This window comes from Butyrivibrio hungatei NK4A153, assembly GCF_000424465.1.
In the GTDB taxonomy this organism is placed as follows: Bacteria; Bacillota; Clostridia; order Lachnospirales; family Lachnospiraceae; genus Butyrivibrio; species Butyrivibrio hungatei_A.
On the sequence record NZ_AUJY01000007.1, the window covers coordinates 67,236 to 88,655 of the forward strand.

Annotated in this window: 22 protein-coding genes; 2 read left to right on the forward strand and 20 right to left on the reverse strand. The window is 39.8% G+C overall.

Translation table 11 applies throughout. The features are described from left to right. Positions 1–17: 17 nt before the first annotated feature. The 13 genes from G628_RS0104780 to G628_RS0104845 form a co-directional block, all read right to left on the reverse strand. Complete coding sequence (locus tag G628_RS0104780) at positions 18–833, reverse strand: hypothetical protein (RefSeq protein WP_026655434.1); 816 nt, start codon at positions 831–833, stop codon at positions 18–20. Positions 834–837: 4 nt separating this feature from the next. Further along, positions 838–1,383 carry a helix-turn-helix domain-containing protein gene (locus G628_RS0104785; protein ID WP_034462029.1) on the reverse strand — a complete coding sequence of 182 codons (546 nt, stop codon included), beginning with the start codon at positions 1,381–1,383 and terminating at the stop codon, positions 838–840. Between the two features lie 73 nt (positions 1,384–1,456). Beyond that, positions 1,457–2,104, reverse strand: coding sequence for a GNAT family N-acetyltransferase (locus tag G628_RS17990; protein WP_027208597.1), 648 nt, complete (start codon positions 2,102–2,104; stop codon positions 1,457–1,459). 23 nt (positions 2,105–2,127) lie between these two features. Further along, complete coding sequence (locus tag G628_RS0104795) at positions 2,128–3,054, reverse strand: DUF2156 domain-containing protein (protein ID WP_034500644.1); 927 nt, start codon at positions 3,052–3,054, stop codon at positions 2,128–2,130. Positions 3,055–3,081: 27 nt separating this feature from the next. Further along, positions 3,082–4,464, reverse strand: a complete 1,383-nt coding sequence (locus G628_RS0104800; protein ID WP_027208599.1) for an MATE family efflux transporter — start codon at positions 4,462–4,464, stop codon at positions 3,082–3,084. Positions 4,465–4,594: 130 nt separating this feature from the next. After that, positions 4,595–5,554: a helix-turn-helix domain-containing protein gene (locus G628_RS17995; RefSeq protein WP_051199030.1), complete on the reverse strand. Its 960-nt coding sequence runs from the start codon at positions 5,552–5,554 to the stop codon at positions 4,595–4,597. Positions 5,555–5,583: 29 nt separating this feature from the next. Next, a complete protein-coding gene (locus tag G628_RS0104810; RefSeq protein ID WP_027208600.1) occupies positions 5,584–7,824 on the reverse strand; it encodes an extracellular solute-binding protein in 2,241 nt (746 codons plus the stop codon). Between the two features lie 180 nt (positions 7,825–8,004). Then, positions 8,005–8,277 carry a DUF4143 domain-containing protein gene (locus G628_RS19395; RefSeq protein ID WP_081670566.1) on the reverse strand — a complete coding sequence of 91 codons (273 nt, stop codon included), beginning with the start codon at positions 8,275–8,277 and terminating at the stop codon, positions 8,005–8,007. Positions 8,278–8,399: 122 nt separating this feature from the next. Further along, entirely contained in the window at positions 8,400–8,552 is a 153-nt protein-coding gene (locus G628_RS18665; RefSeq protein WP_155833766.1) for a hypothetical protein, read from the reverse strand. A gap of 269 nt (positions 8,553–8,821) precedes the next feature. Continuing rightward, complete coding sequence (locus G628_RS0104825) at positions 8,822–9,025, reverse strand: hypothetical protein (protein ID WP_026655441.1); 204 nt, start codon at positions 9,023–9,025, stop codon at positions 8,822–8,824. Positions 9,026–9,113: 88 nt separating this feature from the next. Further along, entirely contained in the window at positions 9,114–10,070 is a 957-nt protein-coding gene (locus G628_RS18000; protein WP_051199031.1) for a helix-turn-helix domain-containing protein, read from the reverse strand. 170 nt (positions 10,071–10,240) lie between these two features. After that, entirely contained in the window at positions 10,241–12,688 is a 2,448-nt protein-coding gene (locus tag G628_RS16460; protein WP_051199032.1) for an adenosine deaminase, read from the reverse strand. Between the two features lie 5 nt (positions 12,689–12,693). After that, complete coding sequence (locus G628_RS0104845) at positions 12,694–13,428, reverse strand: hypothetical protein (protein WP_026655442.1); 735 nt, start codon at positions 13,426–13,428, stop codon at positions 12,694–12,696. A gap of 132 nt (positions 13,429–13,560) precedes the next feature. Here G628_RS0104845 and G628_RS0104850 point away from each other — a divergent pair, with 132 nt between their 5' ends. Continuing rightward, on the forward strand, positions 13,561–14,037 hold the full coding sequence (locus G628_RS0104850; protein WP_026655443.1) for a methylglyoxal synthase: 477 nt from the start codon (positions 13,561–13,563) through the stop codon (positions 14,035–14,037). Positions 14,038–14,190: 153 nt separating this feature from the next. Here G628_RS0104850 and G628_RS0104855 read toward each other — a convergent pair whose 3' ends face one another. The 7 genes from G628_RS0104855 to G628_RS0104885 form a co-directional block, all read right to left on the reverse strand. Further along, on the reverse strand, positions 14,191–14,766 hold the full coding sequence (locus G628_RS0104855; RefSeq protein ID WP_027208602.1) for a histidine phosphatase family protein: 576 nt from the start codon (positions 14,764–14,766) through the stop codon (positions 14,191–14,193). Between the two features lie 79 nt (positions 14,767–14,845). Next, positions 14,846–15,763 (reverse strand): ribosome small subunit-dependent GTPase A, encoded by a 918-nt coding sequence (gene rsgA, locus G628_RS0104860; RefSeq protein ID WP_027208603.1) that lies wholly within the window; start codon positions 15,761–15,763, stop codon positions 14,846–14,848. Continuing rightward, entirely contained in the window at positions 15,763–17,796 is a 2,034-nt protein-coding gene (gene pknB / locus G628_RS16465; protein ID WP_051199033.1) for a Stk1 family PASTA domain-containing Ser/Thr kinase, read from the reverse strand. Before pknB ends, rsgA begins: the two co-directional genes overlap by 1 nt. Beyond that, positions 17,789–18,547, reverse strand: a complete 759-nt coding sequence (locus G628_RS0104870; RefSeq protein ID WP_026655447.1) for a Stp1/IreP family PP2C-type Ser/Thr phosphatase — start codon at positions 18,545–18,547, stop codon at positions 17,789–17,791. The genes pknB and G628_RS0104870 overlap by 8 nt, the downstream gene beginning before the upstream one ends. 256 nt (positions 18,548–18,803) lie before the next feature. Further along, positions 18,804–19,082, reverse strand: a complete 279-nt coding sequence (locus tag G628_RS0104875) for a hypothetical protein (protein WP_026655448.1) — start codon at positions 19,080–19,082, stop codon at positions 18,804–18,806. A 149-nt stretch (positions 19,083–19,231) separates the two neighbouring features. Continuing rightward, positions 19,232–19,885, reverse strand: coding sequence for a nitroreductase family protein (locus G628_RS0104880; RefSeq protein WP_027208604.1), 654 nt, complete (start codon positions 19,883–19,885; stop codon positions 19,232–19,234). After that, positions 19,882–20,223: a hypothetical protein gene (locus G628_RS0104885; RefSeq protein WP_027208605.1), complete on the reverse strand. Its 342-nt coding sequence runs from the start codon at positions 20,221–20,223 to the stop codon at positions 19,882–19,884. Before G628_RS0104885 ends, G628_RS0104880 begins: the two co-directional genes overlap by 4 nt. A 255-nt stretch (positions 20,224–20,478) precedes the next feature. On the opposite strand from G628_RS0104885, the gene G628_RS0104890 reads away from it, so the two are divergent. Further along, on the forward strand, positions 20,479–21,351 hold the full coding sequence (locus G628_RS0104890) for a DUF6033 family protein (RefSeq protein ID WP_051199034.1): 873 nt from the start codon (positions 20,479–20,481) through the stop codon (positions 21,349–21,351). The last annotated feature ends 69 nt before the right edge of the window (positions 21,352–21,420 follow it).

Genomic DNA, 21,420 nt, shown 5'->3' on the forward strand with positions numbered 1-21,420 from the left:
CGTAAATTCATAGCAGACTATACAAATAAATAATTCATCTGACGCATTCTTTCATAGCAAATAATTCTGACTCTATCAATTATTTCGTTGCTATAGCTATCACTCGGCACATTATCAAGAACCTCATCAACATCTCGCTTTATAAAATTAAATTCAATGTTTTGACCATATAATTTTTCAGCAATTTCAAGTTGTTCAAAAAAATCATCGCAAAAAGTTTTTGGCCTAACAGAATTTATCATCTCATATATATCTCCGCCAATCGGATAATCCAACGTAGTGTCGGAAAGGAGCCCTGCGCCTTGATCAAATATCGGGCATAATCTGTATTCACCTCTGTCGTTTACCAGTACTGCTATATTATGCGTATGCCTATCCTCATTCAGGAAAAGAGAATCTATAGTTATCATTTTTGACATGTAAGCGCCAAATTTCTTTAATCCTGTCACTCTCTCTGTTTCTTCTACCAAAGCTTTTAGTCTTTTTTCCTTATCGCTTATGGTATATATCATCGAGTTCAAACTTCTGCCATAGACATTTTTGAAAAGTCGCTCTAATGTAATAAGTTGCCACCTGTCCTTAAGGAAGTTTTTGCTTTTGACACCGTGAAAAACATTGCTCTTATATTTTATGTTTTCAAGATCATACAGCAAAAACTCCTCCTCACTTAATGACGATTTCATGATTAGATGGGATATAACATACTCCGCTAATCCTTCATACCCGGTGTAATCAGCCTTATACCATTCATCACCATTTCTCCATTTCAACTGATTGCCTTTTGAAGATTTATTATCTGTTTCAATTATTTCTTTTTCAAATAATTCAACCATTGAATTACCTTTCAATTACAATATGAAACTCATCCTCTTCCATGCGACCTCCCGTCTTCTCAACTATCAAAAACGGATCGTAAAAAGGAATGTCATACTCTTTAAGCACAAGTTTCATTTTATCTCGTGATTTAGGAAAACATCTGGATTCCAAGAATTCTTCATAATCAGAAAAAGAAGGATGCTCATTTTTTCCAAAAGCCCGATACAGTAAATTATCTGTATAATTCCTGATATATACACGTTGTTCAATCTCATTAACATCGATAACTGTGCAAAGCATATCGCGATAATAATACTTTAGTCTAATCGGTGTTTTTCTCTCCGGCAAAGTATATTCCTGTTCAATTTGAGGCATACGCCTTAATATCTCGATAATCAGGACTATCGGGCCTCTTATCGGTTCATTAGCCGATTCCCATCTCTCTACAGTAGGTTTGGAAACACCAACAAAATCCGCAAATTGTTTCTGCGTAAGCTTTAGAATACTGCGGATATTCTTTACCTCAGCAGAATCTGTGTATTTGGGAGTTATATATTCTTTTACCATATAATCACCTCTGATTATATTAAACCATCATTTTGATGGTTTTTCAAGACGCTTTTACCATCATTTTGATGGCTTACACTTCTTCGCAAATATATATCCGTTTCTTTTTCGTCCAATCAAGGGCTTCTTTTTCATTGGCAAATTCTTTTCCGGTCGCAGAGTTGAACGCCTCAAGGTTAGTGATCTTTGCCATTATCACGGGATTGTCGGGAAGCACTTCTCCCATATCGAGTTTTCGAAGTTCGTCTTCCTTGTTCATTCTTCTGACGTAGTCATCGTCTCTGACACAGTAGATATCATATTTTTTCTGAATTTCATAATAACTTGGAATCCTGTCTTTAGAAAAATCGCATATCTTTTCAAAGCCCATCCAAGAATATATGGACTCATCAACAGGTAAAAGAAATATAAAAGGGATTTTCTCTCCCTTAAGAAGTTCAAATGTCTTTTCAAACACGCGGGTCATGTACCCTCTATGTCGCATGCTCTTCTTGGTTGCAACCGCAACGACGTAATAACTTGAAACGACCGTTCCGCACAGATTTACAGAAAAAGGATTCAGGTGAAGCATCGATACGACTTCCCCACCCTCAAAGCTCACTATCATCCTGTTATCGAGGCACTTGTCAGAATAATAATAATCGACAAATTCTTTCGGATCGTCAAATGCCTCCTCGTAAAGTTTTCTTGTCCTCTCTTTTTCCGCATATTCTATTATCATAAATTCTTCTCTCACTTTTTCCGTCAGATGACCTTCTCGCAAACTCTGTATTTTCTGGCATAGCCGATCGGATTGTAGCTTTCCTTGGCCTGCCTCAGTCCTTCGAGTCCCATGTCGTCTTCTCTGTTTACAAGTTCCGCATCTTCGAAAGCGTTTAAAAGAAATTGCTGATTGATCATCTGATATATTCCGGGGATTTCAGGATTTCCTTTTTCTACACTGATAACCGCCATCTTTTCCCGACTGTTATATGAACCGATGGAAAACGCCTCAAGAACTTCATCGATAAAAATACCGCCAATCCTGAAAGTAACTTTATCACAGTTTCTGAGTATATCTATAAGTCCGTCTTTTTCTGAAATAAGGGTTTCTTTACTCTCCGCGCCCTCGGAAAGCCTTGTATCAACCCATTCTTTCATAAATTCTTCAAGGAAATATTCATCAACACAGCACATGGTCCTGTATTCCCATCTGCCTTCATATTCCTTCATAAATTTATTTATCAGATTTCTCTTCTTTTGGAACTTTTTTCCCGATAGATTTCTGAGCTCATCGGCGTCATACAGATAATCCTTAAGATCACTCTCCTCTTCTATCGTGAAGTCGGGATTGCAAAGAAGTCCCAAAGCCCGCATCGCATCTTCATCAGCAAGATCGATCCTTAGCGGACGCTTAAGTTCCTCATTAAAATACTCCCTTAGAAGCTCAAAATACTTGTGAATCTCCTCTTCCCTGCAATAGGGCATTGCCGCGAAATATCCCTTGTCATCCTGCATCAATATGATCGCAGCCTCATCCTCAAGATATATTTGGGTATTATACAAGTCTTTCCAGAGATACGTATCAAGAACCGTACTGTCGCAGGTCTTGTTGTCTCTTAACGCGTATACCTCCGAAAGTTTTGCCGCTTCTTCAAATGTCGGTTTATGAAAATCAAGATTTTTTTCCATATGACCTTTCCGTTCCACGCATGCGTATTATAAATGTGCCGCAAGCTCCGCTCCGATATTGCTTTCCTTGATTCGATTCTTTTTGTACCACACATATCTAAGCCATGCGGTAAATCCACTCATTGACCAGACGATTCCGACAGACCACCAGATTCCCCAGAGTCCGATAAACGAAATCTGTGTCAGAAGAACCGGAACTATAAATCTGCCGATAACCTCGACAATTCCGTTGAGCAGGGCAAAAAACGAATCTCCGAATCCGTTGAGTACACCTCTTACAACATATATCATTCCAAGCATAACATAAAAATAGCTTGTTATTCTAAGCGCCATCGCTCCCATTGCGATAACGGCTTCATCTTCAACAAAGATTCTTATGATAGCCTCGCCAAAAAACTGCATTATCGGAAGCATAGCCGCTGAAAAAATTGCCATCAGCATCATGCTCTTTTTATAACCTGCAGTAATGCGGTCATTCTTACTTGCGCCATAATTCTGTCCCGTAAATGTTGAAAGTGCGGCGCCGAGTGTCTGATACGGCTGATGAATCAGCTGTTCAATCCTACTGGTTGCGGTAAATGCGGCAACAGCTACTTTTCCAAATGAATTAACTACTCGCTGAAGTGCCATGCATGAGATTGCAATAAGCGAAAACTGCAGTGACAAAGGAATTCCCAGCTTCAACACTTTCATAGAAATATTCATATCAACCTTAAGTTCATCACGCCTGATTTTGAAATACTCATTAAATTTCATGGCATAGATAAGACAACTGATTCCTGAGACAAGTTGTGCAATTACCGTAGCAACTCCCGCGCCGGCCACACTCATATGAAGTCCGCACACGAACAGCACATCAAGCGCTGTATTAAGAAGGCATGAAAAGATAAGGAAGTAAAGCGGCGTCTTTGAATCACCGAGCGCCCTAAGCATCGAAGATGCATAGTTATAAAGTGACACAAAAACAAGGCCGAGGCACATGATCCTAAGATATGCCACAGCATCTGCCATTATCTCATCAGGCGTTGCAAGCATTTTTAAAATCGGTTCAGATAAAAGAAATGCAACTATACCGACGATAATCGGAAATACCAGCATAATATAACCTGTGTTGACAATGCAGCTTTTTATCTCATCAGTATCGCCTTTTCCAAAAAACTGAGATGTTATTATTCCTCCGCCACTTCCGATTCCGTTGCACATGGCAAAAAACAGGAATGTTACAGATCCTGTCGCTCCGATTGCAGCAAGTGCATCAGCGCCGACAAATTGTCCCACGATAACAGAATCCACCAGATTGTACAGCTGCTGGAAAAGATTTCCTATAAGCATCGGTATCGAAAACCGGATGATCAAAGAAACCGGGCTTCCTTCGGTCATATTAATTACTGATGATCTTTGTGCTTTCATTTCAAAACTTCCTTGTAATCAGAATAAAGAGTTGCCATACAACTCTTTGCGCGCCTTATCCTACATAACCAAATAGAAATTATATGCCCGTATTTTTTTCAATGCTTCTTATTTTCTGTTATGAAACATCTCAATTTTTGTCTTTTTCTTGCAAGTCGGACGCTGTTTTGCGCTTTCTGTACAATGTAAGCGTCTGGCAAATAATCAGACAATACAGTGATATCCTTGTAAAAAAATCTCTTACTATATAAATTGAACACATTGTGACATCATCAATCGTATATTTATAATTTTCCATCACGCCACGCCTTTCATTAAGCATCCAGTCAATATCATTATTCACAGCATTTATTATTCCCCATATCGAAGCAACCATAATGATATTTACCCATAATTTACGTTTTGAGCCTCGTATAAAAAAGAAATACACAGCAATTAACAGCATTATTGCAGGACAATATAAGGGTATATCACATTCAAGACATATCGAAATATATTCCCATATACGATTTCTAAATGATCTGTTAAAAACCTCAAGCTGATTCCTAAAGTTGTAGCAAAACCAAAAGAAGCCATCGATTAAAAAAATCAAAAAATACGAAATCAAAACAATCCCGATTCTCTTTGGAGTCTGAATATCTTTTATCGCACAATATAAGCCATAAGAAAAAATTGCTATATATAACGCCTCTATTGTATAACCAAAAACACTTCCAAAATCGAAAGTTCCATAATCAAACCTTTTAGGTCCCTGTATTCCATACCATTCCATTAGATACTGCATATGCTCTATAAACCGTAGCAAAACTATACTCATAAATAGAGCAATCGTAACGTTGTTAGCTACCTTACTTTCAATAACGGGACTCTTTTCCACAACTTCCGGCATATCCTCGTCGGATAACAAACTATCGATACTAAGCCCCAGTATCCGGGCTATTCTCTTTGTCGTCACAAGATCCGGATAACGGTCGCCACGCTCCCAACGCGAGATTGACTGTCTCGTTACATATAATTGTTCTGCAAGAGCCTGTTGTGACAGCCCCTTTTCCTCTCTAGCTTTTTTCAGTCGCTCCCCAAACTCAACCATTTTAAACTTTTTTATTCCTCATCTTTTAATCAACTGTTTTCATTAAGATATGTTGTGACCCTGTTCTGAATAAGGTCTGCAACTTCCTCTGCTGTCTTTTGTCCGCCAAAAAATGCTGAAGTCTCCTCACTTACAATATCACAGATACTGCTGTCATTACATCCTTGCGTCTTGATAGAAAGAACATAATCATAAAACTTCTTTATCTCATCCTGAGTAAGTGGCTTCATTTTTACTAGATCCTGTTTGGATTGGTCATAAGCATAAGCCATTCTGTCATCATCGCTTCTTTCCTTTAGAGCTTCCTGTAATTGCTCTTCAAATATAGGTTTTACAGTAGAAAATTTATCAAAATCTCCGCGCTGCGAAAGAAGCATATTTCTAATTAAATCATATATCTCATCCTGGTGGCTCGTACTGCTGTTTACAGCAAAAGCATCCCCACGTATCACCGCTATATTATCGCCGCTGTTATTTGGCAAACCGACAAACTCAATATCATCATGAAATACCATCTGCTTAAGCCTTACATAATCATCAATTCCATAAAATGTATGAATATCAAATAATGCTTCATCCGCCATATACTTATCGTCAATAAACAGATAATCTGCATCGGATCCTTTTAGTTCATCCGGAAACTTATTCATAAAATTCAAAAGATCGATAAATTCAGGTCCTTTAAAATTGCACTTTTTGTTTTTCCGATCAATAAACTTATCTCCATAAAATGGCCAAATATATTCAAAAGATGATTTTTTTAATCCTCCGAAAGCAATACTGTAATCAGTGCCCATACTCTTTATAAGATTGTCACAGTCCTGATATGTAAGAGATTTTTTTCCACCTGCAAACTTAGCCCTTACTATACTCGTTTCAAAATAGAACGAGGGCATAAATGAATAAGTATTGCCGTCAATCTTCACCATCTCAGCTATATTGGGAAGGATCTCTACATCCCCCAATGCTCCGTCTTTTTCAAAAGCAGGCGTCAGATCCATCAGTATTCCCTTATCGGCATAGTTCTTAAGCATATCTTCCGAAACACTGAAAATATCAGGAGCTTTTCCTGATAATATATCAAGCTCAAACTGCTTTTGCGGATCCTCAGGATATAATTCGCAATAGTCGACTATTTTTATCATATACTTATCGCTTGATCTGTTGAATTGCACAATCTGACCATTAGAGTTGGAATCAATCCCCCAAACCGTTCCCAAAGTAATGATTGTCTTATCCACTACATCTTTTGGATTCACTTTGGTAAGTCTCACAAGCTCATCATAGTATCCTGAATCTGAACACAAACCGGCAATAAACTCATTATCGCTTAATGCTGTAGCCCTAATATCCGTCTGCCCACCCAATCCAACATTGGAATCGCTATAGTTAAGCAGCTTATCCAGTTTAGATGTCTTCATGTCATATTTATATACTCCGCTACCATCAAGTGGTGAAACATATAGATTACTTCCACCATCCGTAAAGAAAGTATATTGTGATTCGCTTCCTAAACCTTCAGGATTTTTCACGACTTCCTTTGTATCAAGATTAACCATATCCGCTTCAGATTCATTTATGTAATATATCAGCAATTGATTATCTGACACCTTAACAAGATCGGAGATGGTTCCACTTGCTTTTAATTCTACAAGCTTTTCGAAACCGTTTTTCTCATCATAGGTATAAATCCCCTTTGTCGTATGACAGATAAGACCATATTTTTCATGCCATGTAATCGCCATAACATCGGAACCTTCTTCGGAAGAATCTTTCGTAGCTTCTTTGGTAAGGTCCAACCTATACAGTTCTTTTCCTGATGCATCATACTTGATAAGATAATCTGTATCTTCCTCTGAGTCTTCAGATTCTATCCTTTCCAAGCACCTTATATAAACGTTTCCGTCATTATCAAACGCAGCTGAAGATGTAAAGCATTTATTCTCTGATTTAATGTCAAAAGACTTGGCATCCGATCCATCCGGATTAAATGAAACGAATCTACACTTTCCATTATCTGTCTGAGCAATAACCTGTATTCTATCATCTTTCCTATCGATAACAGCGACTTCTTCGCCATCTTCAAGGATACCTTTTATATCTTCCTGTTTAAAAATATGCTCCTTATCAATCTTTTCTGCTTGAGCCAAAGCCTCTTTTCCTCCGGCCTTAACAATATCGTCTTTTTGGCCGCAGCCTGACGTTGTTATACAAAATGTAAACGCCAGCATACCGCTTAGTACTCTTTTCAATATTTCTGTTTTCCTCATCTACTTTCCCCTTAATAATCTCTTTTTGTACCATCTGATTACGCGTACGATGTTTCTTAAGTATCTCTTAACACCAAAAACATTACAAGAATTCGCATAAAAATAAGGTGCGCCAATATGGTGCACCCCAGTAAATATCTGCGTTTCAGTTATATATACTTGCTAAAACAAAAAATTCATCTAAATAAATAACACATAGTAATGTGGCAGTATTATTTTCGCACCTGACACCCCATTCCTATTGGCTATTAATTTGTATGCCTTATCGGGCGAATACTCTTTTATATAATTATTAAGTGAAACCGATGCCTTATTTCCAGCCTTCACCTCTATCGGTACTACCTCTCCATCTTTTTCAATAAGAAACTCCAATTCATGCTCATCATCAGGTTTATAATAATGGAGATTATAGCCGCGTTTGATAAGACATTCAGATATTATATTTTCATAAATGCCACCTTTAGCATTTCCCTAGTCTTCGTCAATATCAATGCATAAAATCGGGGTGCTGTTTTATAGAAAATTGCATAAAATCGGGATGCTTTTTTCTTGAAAAATACATAAAATCGGGATGTCTATTTTTCTTTTATACTCGCAAGAACATCATCGCTCATATCGTAACTATCCCCAATTACGAAAAACACAAATAACCAGACAAACAAAAATACTCCCAAGAACAAATGATAAACACCTATAATATTTCCAAACAATAAAATCAATGCTGACATACCTATATTCCTCCCATGATTCTTCAAAAAAATATATTCAACATAAATTCTGCTTTTTAGCTTTCAAAGAAGTTATCTTCAGTATCTTTTTCAGCCGGGAATATTACAAGCAACGCATCGGAAAATGGGCGCTCCAATATGGTGACATGCGGTAAAATCAAGGTTTCAGCGTCACATTTTATGTTGCTTTTTCAAAAAAGGAATGGCACCTGCTTTTTTAAAAAGAAAACGCCACAGAAAATCCTCTTAGGAAATTCTGTGGCGTTTTCTCATTGCACCGTGGCTTCCACAAGCTGCTCTTCGCTGCTTAGATCCATAGCCATTCTGCGCTTTCTGTACAAAGTGTATGTCTGATATATGACCAGAGCCGAAAATGCTATACCAAGCATAAAGCCGGCTATTATTTCATTTACATTCCCAACAGCCTCTCCAAGGGTAGCCGTTGAGTAATTCGCTGTATAAAACTTTTCCATCTTAAATCTTTTGAAAAATGTGATAACAGTATCAAGTTATATGCCCGAATTTTTTTTGAATGCTTCTTATTTTCTGTTATGAAACATCTCAATTTTTGTCTTTTTCTTGCAATTTCATAGCTGTTAGTCTCTTCCTATATAAAACATTCGACTGATAGACAATCAAAACAAATACCGCAATTCCAAGCACAAAATCTGCTGCTGTCTCTCTGGCAGTTGTTGTGACCATTGACGCTGCCGGGAAAAACATTCTCGCTTTGCTTATGTCATGGTACGTATTCAACATATTGCCGATTATACCGACAATTGAGATTACTGTGAACATATTTACCCATACTTTACGATTATTTTCGCGTATAAAAAAGAAATATGATGCAAGCGCTCCAATTCCGCCCGGAACAGTAGCCCGCATAAGTTCAACCACTACTTTCCTAAGCCACCGCATACTATCCGTGGCTCCGTCAATCATAGAAGCATAAAACGATCCAAAATAATCGATTACTATAATCCCATCAAGCAAAAACAATGTAATGAAATAGCTCATCATCATCACACCTATTTTTTTAGGTGTTAACGTATCTTTTATTGCGTGATATAAAGCAAATGAAAAAACAATGACATAAACTATATATCTCAGAATAACAATTCTCTCATCAACGGAACCCTGCATATAGTTCATCGGCCTCGATTCAGACAAAGATTTAAATGACTGAATAAAAAATATCATTGCCCTCTCAGCTATTTTTATAAAAAAAGATATAACTACAACGGCATATAGTGCAATTACCATATTATTTACCGCTTTATTTTCAACTACCGGATTTCTTTCCGCCACTTTAACCATCTCCTTTCCGGACAGTAGAGTATCAAGGCTCACATCCAGAATCCGAGATAGATTTTTTGTTGTAACAAGATCGGGATAACGCTCTCCGCGTTCCCAACGTGAAACTGATTGCCTACTCACAAACAATTGATCCGCAAGAGATTGCTGCGTCATCCCTTTCTTTTCTCTCGCTATTCTTAGTTGCTCGCCAAATTCTACCATATATAAAAAATTCCTTCCAAAAAATCTATATTCTCATCTGCGCAAGATGTTGAAATCAGTATCTCTTTTCCCATTATATTATACAAGCACCACCTGAAAAAAGGATGCACCTATATGGTGCATCCGGATAAATACTGCATTTGCAGCACATTCATAAGTTTAGTTCACTATCAAATTCTTGGTCCAATAACCCCGTCCCCCAGGGTCATTTCTTCATCAAAAATATCTACATAACCTTTCAGCGAAAGAGCTTTTTGACGAAGTGTCTTGGAATGTCCCCAGACCAAAATGTGGGATTTTCCTTTTCCGTTCTTGGCTTCCTGAATGAGATTGGCTGCGGCGCTGTTTCCGTCAAAGGCAACGACCATCGATGGTCTTCTCTCAAATATCTCATAGTTAAAGCTCTTGTAAATGCCCATTCCCTGAGTCTCCGTAGAAACCCGAATCCTGACATTATAAGAAAGAAGCATATCTTTTTCCTTCTCGGTGATCATGGCGGGAACAACCGCATATACAATGAAATTCTTCTTGTTGTTATCAAGAAGGTACTTTTCATATCCGGACAGCTTATGTCCTATGACAAAGCAGACTTCCTCAGGACTAAGCTTATCCATAAGGGCATCAAGCTGCGCAGCACCTTCCTTGGTAACTCTTGTAGCTCTGTTCTCTGTATTAAAGCTGCCTCCAAGAAGCACGACCGGGAAATGTGACCAGGAAATTTCTCTTATGCGATCCTTGAGTTCTTTATTGGCATCGAGTAAAAGATCTTTTGAAGAAGGTCTCTTTTTCGATATCTTAACGGCTTTCATCTTCTCAAGAAGCACTTCTTCCATATCCCTGTCTTTTATAAGAGCATTGAACGCTTCTTTCTTGGCCGCGTAAGATGCTCTGCTTATCTCTATTATATCTGTCTCCGCCTGTTTCATTAGGCTAATGTCGTTATCAGAAAGTCCCAGCATCTTAACAAGTGAAAGCTGCTCGTCCACCGAATTTGTTCCGTAAAGAGCCGCTCCGTCGGTTCCCTGAACACACTTAAGCCCCTGTTTCAGATATTGCTTCAAAGGGTGCTTATCAAGTGAATTAAGGTTATTAAGTCGTACATTACTCGTAAGCTGAAACTCAAGAACCACGCCGTTTTCCTTAAGCTGTTTAAGGACTTCTTTTCCCTTCTGAGACCTCGGGCTGTAGGTATATAGACCGTGTCCAAGTCTCATACGCGGCATCTGCTGTCCGGGAGCAAGTGATTCTCTTACACACTGTATGCTGTGCGAGATGTTATCTTTCTGGCTGTCGTTCTCTCCCGCATGAACTCTTATAACAAACGAAGGATCTTTGGCCGCGATCTTCACTATCTCTTTAAAAGCGGGCTTCAAAGTTATAATGTCATTTATCTCTTCTCCAACAAAGTCGCATCCCGCCACATACGGATCAAGTGCCGTTGCTTTCAGAACTTCGAGATTCTGCTCAAGATAATTTGCCGGAGTTACCGCATCTTTAATGATCGTAAGCGGTATCCTTCTCATAGCGGCAAGAAATCTGATCATGACTCCCGTCTCTCTGTGTATGCTCGGCATAACCTCGTGCACCTGCCTTAGCATATCGATCGACTCATATTTTTTTACAAGAGTCGTGTCGCTTATTTCTGCGTAGTAGATGCCCTGCCTTTTGTAGTTTCTTGCAATCCACAGGAGCTTATCCTGAAAAAGAGTATTGTGACAGTATTCTTCCGTTTCTTTGTCCATCAACATCTTTTCCAAAGCTCTTTTCACATCTTCGTCGGGAATCTGGGAAACGCTGTGAATATCTATCTTTTCATCACATTCTTTTCCCTTGGTAAAGATATATCTGTAAATGTAAACCTTCTCAAGATTGGTAAAAACGGCCTGTCCGTCCTTGATAACGGCAAGAGAGCCTCTAATCTTAACAATGTTCAGCTCCGCGTCATTTAAGTTATTAAGGATAAGATCCGCAAAGTTGATAAAGGTGTTGTCATCTATTTTTCTGTCAAGATATTTACCCTGAAGTTCTGATGAAGAGAACTGTCTTGCGACTTTCTCCCTGTTCTTGAGAACCTTGATCCACTGCTTCTCAGTGAGCTCGAGATTCAGTTTTTTTACATAATACAAAGGGTATCTAATCTGATGATAGATTCCGAGCGCGATAAGAATATCCGCAGGAAGGTTGCCGTTCATATGCGTATGAAGATCGGTCCTGAACTTAAGATTCTTGTTTATATAAGTCTTGAAAACAGTCTTGTTAAGGTCAAGCTGATAGTTCTTGGTCTGGCTCATCAGTGTCTTGGCGATCGCCGGAACCGAAGCCATGACTTCAACTCTTTTATCCGGAAAGATCTTGGCTATCTCTACATCACGCAAGCTGAATATATAGCTTTCTTCATTGTTTCCGTCAATAAAACAGGGAACCTCGCCCTTTGCAACAAGCATCCCATTCTCATCCTCAGAAAGAGTCAGTTTGCATATTGCGGCGAGGTTCCTTATAAGGTTTCCGGTGTGATGGTTTGGCGTTGAAAGCACATACCACATCCTATCAAGGTCTTTGTAAAGACTTACTATAATATCTTTTTCATCATCAAGAAAAAAACATGTAAAATAAGTCATAAACGTTATCCTTCCTTCATGTGCTTCATAAGCTCATCAATCGTAAGCTCTTTTCCCGTCTGCTGCTCATAGATTTCGGTGAAAGAAAGTCCCTGGTCCGCAGGGTTAAGGTCAACGTCTTTGGTTTTGGCTTTCCATCTGTTGTCATCAGGAAGAAATGCATAAGCAATATTATGCTGTTCCCACTCGTAAGCCATGTCATCGGGAGTTCTGTATGACTCCATGTCTCTTCCGTGCACCTGATGCTCTTCTATCAGAGCCGAGCAGATGATCTTCATATCCTCATTATTAGAAATCTTGTAGGAGTCAATTATCTTCCAGTTGTCCTTGGTATATACCGCGGAAAATTCCTCATTTCCATAGGTAAAAGCGTAATTTTTGCCTTTTCCGTCAACATCGTGAAGCTCGATATCGGAAGGGTCGCTTAAGATTCCGTCTTCTTCCAGATTTTCTTTTACTTCCTTAGCCTTCTCTACGCCTTTTTTAATCTTCTTTTTTGCCTCAGAGTCAGCATCGTTAAAGCCTTCTATCTCTATTCCGATACCAAATTCAGACTCAAGATAAGAGCTTGCATCGGAAACAAATCCGGTCATAACGTCAGAAACGGTTGCTAGTCCCGAAGAGATATCTTCCGTCTCCTCAAACTGCGAAAGAAAATCTCCGCATCCTACAAAGCACATCACCATAACAAGCACAAGTGCCAGGATTATTATTTTGTAATTATAATTTTTTCTACCCATACCGTAATTATAAGGGTTCAGGTCAAAAAGGTCAAAAAAGTTAACAAACTACATCTTTGACACTATTATGTTTATGGTGTATTTTGGAAAAAAGAGATAAAGAAATAACGCTCAAATTAAGGAGGAGTTTTCATGTCAGATACAATTACACTTACAATTCCAAAGCAGAAATCAATTGCACTTATCGCTCATGACGGCAAAAAGCCTGAGCTTATCAAATGGTGCAAAGATAATGCCGAGACATTAAAAAAGCATTTTCTCTGCGGCACAGGTACAACGGCAAGAATGATCACAGATGCCACAAATCTTCCTGTACGCGGATATAATTCAGGCCCTCTTGGCGGCGATCAGCAGATCGGTGCAAAGATCGTAGAAGGAAAGATCAATTTCGTAGTATTCTTCTCAGATCCTCTCACAGCAGCACCTCACGATCCCGACGTTAAGGCTCTTATGAGAATCGCACAGGTATACGATATTCCTTTTGCAAACAACAAGGCTACGGCTGATTTCCTTCTCCACTCAAGTTTTATGGATGAAGAGTATGACCACGATGTAATAAACTTCAAGCAGAATATTGCACAGCGCGCTGAGACACTCCCGAATGAATGATGTGATTCTTTAACCGATAGGTTATGCGAGAAGGTCAAGGTATCAGTATATAAGGTGCATTTTCACAGTGAGTATTGTTCGTTGACATTCAAGGCATATAAAGACGGAGTAATTTCCTTCATTTCAGTATTTCTCAGCATTTACTTAAATCTCTTAAAGAATATCCTGCACTAAGCTATGTTTGCCGTTATTTGATTCGTAGACGAAAATTTCGCAGTTCTTGGGGCGTGGGCGCCAGATGTAGCCGCGCTTGGCGTTTTCGAAGTAGCCGCGAATGGGGCGAATGATTCCGCCGTGGCAGACAACGAGTACGTTTTCGTAGTCTTTTTGCTCAAGTTCTGTGAGGAAAGATTTGGTGCGATCGACCATTTCTTTTATAGTCTCCACTCCTGACGGAGCCGGAAAAATTTCAGGGAGCGTCCAATACGCTGTCATGGGAAGTGCTACTTTGTAGTAATTTACTCCGTCATACTTTCCAAAATCCGCTTCAATTATGCGCTCATCGGTTATTATATTTGAAGTATCTATGTCACCGATAATTGATGCCGTCTGCACCGCTCTTATAAGTGGGCTTGCGTATACTGCGTCAAACTTAACATCACCGACTTTAGCCTTGGTTGCGCGTGCCTGCTCCATTCCGGTCTCATTGAGAGGAATATCAATTCTTCCCTGCATCAGTTCTTTTTTGTTATAGTCAGTCTGCCCGTGTCTTGTAACGTATATCTTCATCTGTATTCCTCATCTAAAGCTTATCTTGCACGTTTTCCTCTCTAATGGAAAAACGCATATCATATTGCATTTATTCAAGTCAGCGCCTTGCCTTCTTGCTGTAATCGGGTCTGGCGTTTTTAAGATCTTCGTATATTATCTTATAATTCTCGTAGCGAACTGCAGAAATCTTGCCTTCGCTAAGCGCATTCTTTACACCACAGTCAGGTTCTGCGATATGCGAGCAGCCACCGAATCTGCACTCGGGTTCAAACTCCTCGAATTCAGGATAGTACTGCATAAGATTGTCTGTCGTGACGTCATTTAAGTTAAGCGACGTAAATCCGGGAGTATCAAAGAGATATGTCTCATCTTCGCCCTCTGAAAGCTCACTTACGAAAAAGAGCTCCGAATGTCTCGTCGTATTTTTTCCCCTGTCTATCTTACGGCTTAGCTCACCTGTCTGCATAAGCGCATCAGGTACAAGTTTGTTTAAAAGAGATGACTTACCGACTCCGCTCGGTCCCGCGAGAGTTGTAGTCTTGCCGCGAAGGAGCTCTTTTAACTCATCAAGTCCCTTGTCCTCTTTGACACTTATGAAAAGGACTTTATATCCACACTTCTCGTAGGCGTTATAAAGTTCCTGTTGTTCTTCCTTCGTCGCAATATCCTGCTTGTTGAAACAGATTATGACGGGGAGATTCTGCTGTCTCATCATGATAAGAAAACGATCAAGCAGATTGTAATTGGGATCGGGCTTAACTATGGCAAACAAAATAACCGCCTGATCCACATTGGCAACAGGCGGTCTTAAAAGCCGGTTCTTGCGGGGAAGTATCTCTGTGATATTCCCCTTTTTATTCTCTTCGTCGATAATGTCTATCATGACATTATCTCCAACCAGCGGTTTTACATTATCTTTTCTGAAGATGCCCTTTGCTTTACATTCATAGATTCTCGCGTCATGAGTTTCTATGTAGTAAAAGCCGGCAATTCCTTTAATTATCTTTCCCTGCATTAATGGGTCTCCTGTGTAAACTGAGCTCGCAATTGAACATCAACCCGTTCCGGAACAAAGCCTGCATCGGGTTCTGCCGCAGGTACGGATACATAATATGTATAACTTACAACTCCCGTGGGTGTTTTAATTCCGGCGATTTCAACAGGATACGGGAATGAAGTTGTATCAAACTCGCGAAGTACCGTACCTTCCGAGGAAGTAATGGTTATATGCACCTTATCTCCGGGATTATAAGGATATTTTCCGCCTTCAGGTGCAGGTAAACTCTCTTTAAAGGAATATGAAATTTCACCGGGTCCTGTAGATACCTCTATGTGCACAACAGTTCCTTCCTTGACCTTCTTTCCGGCTTCGGGAATCTGTCTGCAAACCTTATCCATAAGTTTAGGATCGGAATTCTTCACATCCTTGGCTGTTCCAAGTTCAAGTCCTGCTTCTACCAACACAGCCATAGCTTCATCTGTCTCAAGTCCTACAAGATCCGGAACTTCTATCTCACCTTCCATTGAAGAAGCATCAGATGATGCATCTGCTTTTCCCTTATATTTTGAACCGTTACTTACATACACAGTGATCGTAGAGCCTTTATCAAGCTTCTCACCGGCCGCAGGTGATGTTGATACAACGGTATTGTTGGGCTGTGTGTTATCTTTATCGGCTTCTTTTTTTACCTTATAGCCTCTGTCATCTTCAAGCAATGACTTTGCCTCTGCATATGTCTTTCCAACTACATCGGGAACTTTTCCCTTGTCGCTGTCCTCAGCTGTAACCTTAGCATCACTTGCACCGGAAGAACCTTCGTTAGAATCAATCGTTCCGAAAAGTCCGATTCCTCTGGCAACAAGCAAGACAACAACAAGAGCAACTATCACCGCCATCACAATGGCTATTGAAGATGTGATTCTCTCAATCTTACCATCTTCCTGCATTGTTCCTCTGCGTCTTCTGTCATGCTCTTCGCGGTAATAATAATCTTCCTCTTCTTCATCGGCATCGTCGTCTTCATAATCTCTGCCGTATTTTCTTATTTCTCTATCATAATCGTCATAGTCATCCTGTTCATATTCTCTGACTACATCGCGTTTGAGCCTCATCTGCTCAGGTTCAGGCATACGTGGATCTCTATTCTTCACATGCCTCACCTCCTCATCGGACGCAACTCTGGTTACGCCGTCCTCATCAGGATCTACCATGGATACAAAATCCTTGTCAGGTGTAATAAGTGACTTCTTAAGGTCCTGAATAAGCTCAGCTGCATTCTGATATCTTCTGTCAGGACTCTTTTGACAACATTTAAGAACAATCTTTTCCACACTGATAGGAATTTCTTCATTAAAGTCCGTCGGTGTGGGAAGTTCCTCCTGAATATGCTTAATAGCTATTGCAACGGTAGTGTCCCCGTTAAAAGGAACTCTTCCGGTAAGCATCTCAAAAAGCGTGATACCAAGTGAGTAAATATCACTCTTGGCATCGCTGTATCCGCCTCTTGCCTGCTCGGGAGAAGTATAATGCACCGATCCCATAACATTGGAGGTGATGGTGTTACTTGTAGCTGCTTTTGCAATACCAAAGTCGGTAACCTTAACCTTACCGTCTTTGGAGATCATAATGTTCTGAGGCTTGATATCTCTGTGAATAATATTGTTATTATGTGCAGCCTCAAGACCCATGGCAACCTGTATGGCAATGCTGACAGCCTCTTTTACAGAGAGTCTGACCTTTTTCTCAATATATTTTTTGAGAGTGATTCCGTCTACAAGTTCCATGACGATATAGTTGATACCGTCCTCGTCACCAACATCATATACGTTTACAATGTTAGGATGCATAAGCCCCGCTGTTGACTGCGCCTCAACACGAAACTTTGCTACAAAATTCTCGTTCTCGGAAAATTCCTGTTTCAGTATTTTTACCGCAACAAGACGATTAAGTTTATGATCTTTTGCTTTATAAACATCGGACATTCCGCCGGTGCCGATCTTTTCAAGCACCTCGTAGCGATCTCCGATCACCATACCTATTTTAATCATTCAGTCCTCCATCGCGAGTGGGTTCATCGGCAAAGGGTTCTATCAGGATAACTGCTATATTATCCTTGCCTCCGTTATTATTTGCCGCGACAACCAGCTTCTGGGCCTTCTCAATAATGTCTCGCTGACCGCTGACAATCATGCGGATTTCTTCATCTTCAAGCATATTCGTGAGACCGTCCGAACACATAAGGACGATATCCCCTCGATTAAGTTCCACTGTAAAAAAATCGATGTCTACAGTTTCCGTGGCACCGATTGCCCTCGTGATAATATTTTTATCAAGATGTGTCCGAGCAGTTTCTCTATCAATTCCGCCCATTCTGACCATCTCTTCCACAAGGGAATGGTCTCTTGTTATCTGGGTGATTTTATCATTGATGACGTAGAGCCTGCTGTCACCGACATTCGCTACTTGCAAATACCTGCCGATAACCGTACATGCGACAACCGTTGTTCCCATACCAAAGAGCGACGGGTTTTCTGCCGCTTTTTCTCTAAGGTTGCGATTCGCTATCTTAATCGCGTTCTCCAGAATTTTAACAGGACTCTGTTCAAAAGACTTCTCTATCTCTTCTACCATTGTGTCAACCGTATACCTGGACGCATAGTCACCTGCATTGTGACCTCCCATGCCGTCCGCAACAATAAACACATTGGAAAGATTACCGATTTTTCTGTCTGAGGAAAAGATATAATCCTGATTAAGCTTTCGCTTCTTTCCAATATCCGTCACGGAAAAAGTCTTCAACAAACCAACATCCTCCACAAACCCTTTTTCATCATACACACACAAAATAAGCAGGTACTACACTTTCTCCTCCAAAAGCTTCCTGCAAAGTAGTTTACAGGCGCTATAAACATCCCTGCTCATTTCACTCCTAATTATAACCAACTTTATAGTCTTTAGCAATTATAAGTGTTTGATATTGTATTTGCAATCTTTTCATATTTTAGTCATCAAATGCCTTTATATCCCCATTTTTATGTATCGACCGCGATCACTTTTACATTGCCATCGCAAGAAATGCCAAAATATATATCGCTATAACCGATACCGTCGCAAATATATCAAATATACCTAAGATCTTTACAGTCTTGTCGCCTTTTCCCAATGAACGTCCCACAAAAAAGAACACAAAGCCAAAAAATGCAAAAAACATTGTAATTGAATTGATTGCTCTTATAAAGTTTGAGTCCTCAAAAGCATATAAAAAGATAAAATTCAAAACTGCCGATACTATCGGTACTATCTCCACTATTGTTGCTATCTTTTTCTTGTCCATTCCCCTGTTATCATGGTCATCCGAAAATGACCATTACTCCTTTCCTTTTCTTTCCAATCACTTGAATTCTATTCTAACTCATAATCGGAATTTTTTTAAGTTTCGATATTTCGTTTCCCAGTGTTTTCAAGCGTTTCCAAGCAACAGTATCAGATCTTTTTCCCCGAACCGATCTCAAAGTGGCACTTTACGATACCGATATCCACCTTGCTGAAAGGGCCGCCATTGTCAATAAATTCAACTTTTTCACCATCTGCAAGTTTTATCACGAACTTCTGCTGATTTATTGCAGTGGGAGCCAAAAGAGCCATCTCAACGCCTTGATTAAACCAATCCGGACGCTCACCTGCTGCCTCAACCACCTGCTCAAAAGTCTTGGATTTTCTAACTTTCCCCTGATCCTTGCCATAACCTATTGCGATAGCTATAACAAGTTTTTCATCGGGAGCAACTTCGGCGGATATGGTCTTATGATTAAAGCCCCCTGTCCAGCATGTGTTAAGTCCTAAACTCTGCGCAAAAAGAACCAGTTTCTCGCCATAGTAACCAATCTTTTGTTCCAGGTCATCCGAAGCTCTGCCGACACATGCGACAACGCTCGGTGCCGAACCAAGTCCCCTTGCTCTGTTTACCAGATTAGTATATGTTCTTCCCGCATCTTCAATAAACTGCAAATGAAGTCCGCTCTCAGCATTGAGCTCACTCACTTTGGCTCTGAGCTGTATGATTTTCTCCGGCTCGATCATCTGCGGCTTATAACTTCTAACCGAATGTCTGGCCTTGATTGCTTCGATTTCTGTCATATTTTTTCTCCTTCCAGATATGAAATGGTCTTCCCATGTCTCTTTGCATATTCAATCTCAGATCTTGTGCTGTCTCCGATATAACCTCCGACATTTATCACAAAAATCTCATCAGCCATATCTATCTTTCTCTTATGCATATCATCAAGCATTTCTTTTGTCTTTGTAAGCGTTCCCTCGTCCATGCTCTCCCAGACTTCTTTATCACCTGAATGACCAAAAAGCCCTACGCTGATAACGATTTTTCCATCCAATGTCAGTTTCTTCTGAGCTTCCATAAACTCGTTCTTAAAACGTGTGCTGCCGCATAATGTGACTACTTTGTAGTTTCCGACCATTGATAAACACTCCCATTGTGTATTTTTCTTATCTCTATTTATTCTTGAATATAACATTCAGATATTTTATGAACAAGGTAATTTTTATATTTATTTTATACTTTTTCTCTTCATATACAAAACGCTTCCGTCGATAATAAAAATAAGAAATGGGTAAGTATTCGCTCATTGTATTTGAAACGGATGTCAGCACTGATACGCTCTATGTTTTATGACAATTTACCGGAGCGTTTTTTACAAGGAGGTAAAAAGAATATGTCAGGAATTAACAGTATTTCCTCATCCGGAGGAAACTCAGAAATCAATAAAACTTCTTATACAAATAAAAGCAATCAGGCAAGCTCAGCGAAAAATACTCAGTCGTCTAAAGTTGAAACCAAGTCATGGAGCCCTATCGATACCAAAAGTTCGCTTGTTCCATCTATGACCGATTACGGCATGACTATCGGCAACGTTGAGCTTTCAGACAAGGCTAAAGATTACCTTGATAAACTCAAAGCCAAATATCACAACATGGAATTCATCACCGTCAGCAAGGATATGAAGGCGCAGGTTCAGCAGAATGCTGCGGCATACGGCAATGCCAACAAGATGGTAGTTCTCATAGATGAAGAAAAGCTTGAGCGCATGGCCACAGACGAAGCCTTCCGCAATAAGTACGAAGGAATCATCGCTTCATCGCAGGCCAAAATGATGCAGGCAAAGATGGGACTTACAAGCAGCGGCGCAAATATAAAGAATTTCGGAATGTCCGTCGACTCAAACGGCAAAGAGAGTTTCTTCGCTACAGTAAGCGATTCTCTCGATCTGCAGAAAAAACGCCTTGAGAAAAAGGCTGCCGAAAAGAAAGCGGAAAAAGCCAAAGAAAAGAAAGCAGCTGAAAAAGAAGCCCGTGAAGAGCGTATTCAGAAAGCAAAAGAGAAAAAAGCCGAAAAAGCAGAAGCTGATAAGGCTGAATCAGACAATGATATTAATGAAATTGATGATGAAAATTTCGTTATGTTTGAGGCCGATTCAATGGAAGAACTTTTATCTAAAGTTCAGACATACGCTTACAACAGTTCATCAAACAAGATTAAGTCTACTTCCGAGCGCATGGTTGGAACCACAATAGATTTCAAGGGATAAGCGCATCCTGCGGAACATTTTAGTACGATAAAAGTGCAGCTGTCAGAGAATGATAAACTCTAACATCTG

What these genes read in the sequence shown, in the direction of transcription:
- G628_RS0104780 (WP_026655434.1), bottom strand. Translation starts at nt 833, where the DNA reads ATGGTTGAATTATTTGAAAAAGAAATAATTGAAACAGATAATAAATCT.
- G628_RS0104785 (WP_034462029.1), bottom strand. Translation starts at nt 1,383, where the DNA reads ATGGTAAAAGAATATATAACTCCCAAATACACAGATTCTGCTGAGGTA.
- G628_RS17990 (WP_027208597.1), bottom strand. Translation starts at nt 2,104, where the DNA reads ATGATAATAGAATATGCGGAAAAAGAGAGGACAAGAAAACTTTACGAG.
- G628_RS0104795 (WP_034500644.1), bottom strand. Translation starts at nt 3,054, where the DNA reads ATGGAAAAAAATCTTGATTTTCATAAACCGACATTTGAAGAAGCGGCA.
- G628_RS0104800 (WP_027208599.1), bottom strand. Translation starts at nt 4,464, where the DNA reads ATGAAAGCACAAAGATCATCAGTAATTAATATGACCGAAGGAAGCCCG.
- G628_RS17995 (WP_051199030.1), bottom strand. Translation starts at nt 5,554, where the DNA reads ATGGTTGAGTTTGGGGAGCGACTGAAAAAAGCTAGAGAGGAAAAGGGG.
- G628_RS0104810 (WP_027208600.1), bottom strand. Translation starts at nt 7,824, where the DNA reads ATGAGGAAAACAGAAATATTGAAAAGAGTACTAAGCGGTATGCTGGCG.
- G628_RS18665 (WP_155833766.1), bottom strand. Translation starts at nt 8,552, where the DNA reads ATGTCAGCATTGATTTTATTGTTTGGAAATATTATAGGTGTTTATCAT.
- G628_RS0104825 (WP_026655441.1), bottom strand. Translation starts at nt 9,025, where the DNA reads ATGGAAAAGTTTTATACAGCGAATTACTCAACGGCTACCCTTGGAGAG.
- G628_RS18000 (WP_051199031.1), bottom strand. Translation starts at nt 10,070, where the DNA reads ATGGTAGAATTTGGCGAGCAACTAAGAATAGCGAGAGAAAAGAAAGGG.
- G628_RS16460 (WP_051199032.1), bottom strand. Translation starts at nt 12,688, where the DNA reads ATGACTTATTTTACATGTTTTTTTCTTGATGATGAAAAAGATATTATA.
- G628_RS0104845 (WP_026655442.1), bottom strand. Translation starts at nt 13,428, where the DNA reads ATGGGTAGAAAAAATTATAATTACAAAATAATAATCCTGGCACTTGTG.
- G628_RS0104850 (WP_026655443.1), top strand. Translation starts at nt 13,561, where the DNA reads ATGTCAGATACAATTACACTTACAATTCCAAAGCAGAAATCAATTGCA.
- G628_RS0104855 (WP_027208602.1), bottom strand. Translation starts at nt 14,766, where the DNA reads ATGAAGATATACGTTACAAGACACGGGCAGACTGACTATAACAAAAAA.
- rsgA (WP_027208603.1), bottom strand. Translation starts at nt 15,763, where the DNA reads ATGCAGGGAAAGATAATTAAAGGAATTGCCGGCTTTTACTACATAGAA.
- pknB (WP_051199033.1), bottom strand. Translation starts at nt 17,796, where the DNA reads ATGATTAAAATAGGTATGGTGATCGGAGATCGCTACGAGGTGCTTGAA.
- G628_RS0104875 (WP_026655448.1), bottom strand. Translation starts at nt 19,082, where the DNA reads ATGGACAAGAAAAAGATAGCAACAATAGTGGAGATAGTACCGATAGTA.
- G628_RS0104880 (WP_027208604.1), bottom strand. Translation starts at nt 19,885, where the DNA reads ATGACAGAAATCGAAGCAATCAAGGCCAGACATTCGGTTAGAAGTTAT.
- G628_RS0104885 (WP_027208605.1), bottom strand. Translation starts at nt 20,223, where the DNA reads ATGGTCGGAAACTACAAAGTAGTCACATTATGCGGCAGCACACGTTTT.
- G628_RS0104890 (WP_051199034.1), top strand. Translation starts at nt 20,479, where the DNA reads ATGTCAGGAATTAACAGTATTTCCTCATCCGGAGGAAACTCAGAAATC.